We start from the raw sequence: 2,222 nt of genomic DNA, 5'->3' as shown, positions 1-2,222 counted from the left end.
TACCCACACCGTCAAAAGACGATGCGGAGTACCAAATAATTTGGCACTGACATTCATCGGCACACTGTTGAGTTCTCAAAGAACACGCACACACCTTCACACCCGAGATTAGCTCTCTCGGTGTTCCGGGGCAACTTTTCCAGCCTAACCCATCGAAGTCGCGGGCGCAAACCCGCATTCTCTGGCTGGTGGGATGGTCAGCGACTTCGTCCTACCTCGTGTCCCGTACCTCTCGGTCCGGGTCGGTGTCCGTGTCGCTCTGACTTGGAATAAGTTACGCGAGTAGATCGCGCTTCGCCAAATCGCCTGGTCAAGGCGCCATTCCTCGCTCCGAACGCGTTGCAAACCTGGCATTTCGGGTCCACGGAGGGCGATGATGGAGTCCAGCGCATTCGCACGGAGACAGGCGAGGCAGTCCCATGACGACTTGGCACCGAATCTCCCAGATCGCACGCGGAGTCTGGAGCATCACCGAACCAGGGCACGTCAGCCTGTGGCTGATCGCCGGCACCGAACAGGCCCTGCTGTTCGACACCGGCATGGGGTTCGTCCCCCTTCGCCCCGTCGTCGAGTCGCTCACCGCCCTCCCGGTACGGGTGGTCAACTCGCACGCGCACTTCGACCACGTCGGCGGCAATCACGAGTTCGACCGGGTGGCGATCCACCCGACCGGCGTCGACGCGCTCGCTGCCCCGGCGCCCTCTCATGTGCTGGACACCTATCTCGCCCACACCGATCGAATGGTGCGTGCGTCGGAGTCCGTCCGCGGCGTCGACCGCGACTACCTGCACCTGCTCGATGCCGACAGCACTCCCTGCCGCCCGCCGGCCAGTGTCGTGCGGCGATCCTGGCGCGTCGCTCCCCCGGCGCCCACCGAGACAGTCGGCGACGGCGACACCCTTGACCTCGGCGGGCGCACCGTGACGGTCCTGCACACCCCCGGCCACACCCCGGACAGCATCTGCCTGCACGACTCCGCGAGCGGGATCCTGTTCGGCGGTGACACCGTCAACTCCGGGCCTATCTACGCGCACGAACCCGAATCGGATCTCGCGGACTTCGCGGCGAGCACCGCGCGACTGGCGGCGTTGAAGGACAGCGTCTCGCTGGTTGCGATGAACCACTTCGGCCGGATTGTCGCCGCGCCCTATCTACTGCAGGAGGTCGCCGACGCCTTCGAGGTCCTGGCCGGCAAGCGTTCGGGAGCGCGCCGGTCGCGGGACGTCCTCGGCGCGGTGGTCGACGAGATCGAGTTCGCCCATTTCTCGATCATCGTCGAACCCGCCCGCGTGACCGCGGGGTGAAGCCGCTCTCAGCGGAAGGCGTCGCCCTTGGACGAGAGTGCCTCGACCCGCTCGACGATCCGGTCCTGCAGCTTGGACGCCGTCCGCCAGCGCATCGCCAGCTTGTCGTAGTCCATCGAGTGCTCCGCGACGATGTCCTTGAGCTGGTCCACCCCGAGTGGCCGCAGTCGCTCGCGCAGGCCGTCGGCGCCGCCGGTCCGATGCGCCTCGAACGGGTCGATCACACCGGGTGCCCGCCGCGAGCGCGGCTTGGCAGGTGCGCGGCGGGCCGGCACGGGCACCGTCACCGTCGGAGCAGCCGGGTCGGACGACGCAGCGGACGACGCCAGTGCCTCGCCCAGTGCCTTCGCGAAACGCGGCGTGCGTGCCGCCTCGACCGCGATCACCTGGATCAGCTTGACCAGTGACGTCGCCACCGCCGGACTGTCGGCGCTGAGCTTGAGCAGTGCCGCCTGCGCCTCGGCGACCTGGACCCGGAGCCGCGCGTCCCCCGTCACAGGTACACCTGCGCGTTCATCAGCACGTCCTCGGCGACCATCCGCAGCGCGTCGAACTGGCCCTGCCCGCCGTACTTCTTCTTGAGCGTCCCGAACTCGACGAACTCCGCCGAGGCCGCGATCTGGTTGGACTCGGGCACCCAGCACGGCATGACGTTGGCGATGCTGTCGTCGCGCTGCAGTCGCTCGATCGTCGCCCGGTGCAGGCTCGAGTTGCTGCGGTACTTGGTGATCACCAGCCCGATCTCCTTGAGCCTGTGGTCGGTCCGGGTCGCGAACTGCTGCACCCGCTTCTGGATCTGCGGGATCCCGTACGTCGACAGCACGTCCGGAATGGTGGGGATGATGTACCCGTCGGCCAGCATCAGCCCGTTGAGCGTGACGATCCCGAGGTTCGGCGGGCAGTCGATCAGGATGTAGT

General features: G+C 66.9%; 3 protein-coding genes. 1 reads left to right on the top strand and 2 read right to left on the bottom strand.

Annotated elements, in window-relative coordinates; genetic code table 11:
* Positions 1 to 419: 419 nt before the first annotated feature.
* A complete protein-coding gene (locus AC1DU4_RS26280; protein WP_477844910.1) occupies positions 420 to 1,304 on the top strand; it encodes an MBL fold metallo-hydrolase in 885 nt (294 codons plus the stop codon).
* Between the two features lie 8 nt (positions 1,305 to 1,312).
* Here AC1DU4_RS26280 and AC1DU4_RS26275 read toward each other — a convergent pair whose 3' ends face one another.
* The gene (locus AC1DU4_RS26275) at positions 1,313 to 1,801 is read right to left on the bottom strand and encodes a hypothetical protein (RefSeq protein WP_477844908.1); all 489 of its coding nucleotides are present in this window, start codon (positions 1,799 to 1,801) and stop codon (positions 1,313 to 1,315) included.
* Positions 1,798 to 2,222: ParA family protein (locus AC1DU4_RS26270; RefSeq protein WP_477844906.1), on the bottom strand; the 425-nt coding region annotated here is incomplete at its 5' end. The genes AC1DU4_RS26270 and AC1DU4_RS26275, both read right to left, overlap by 4 nt.

The organism is Rhodococcus sp. P4_F5 (assembly GCF_056401315.1).
Note: the sequence above shows the minus strand (reverse complement) of the source record. Positions and strands in the feature narration are given on the sequence as shown.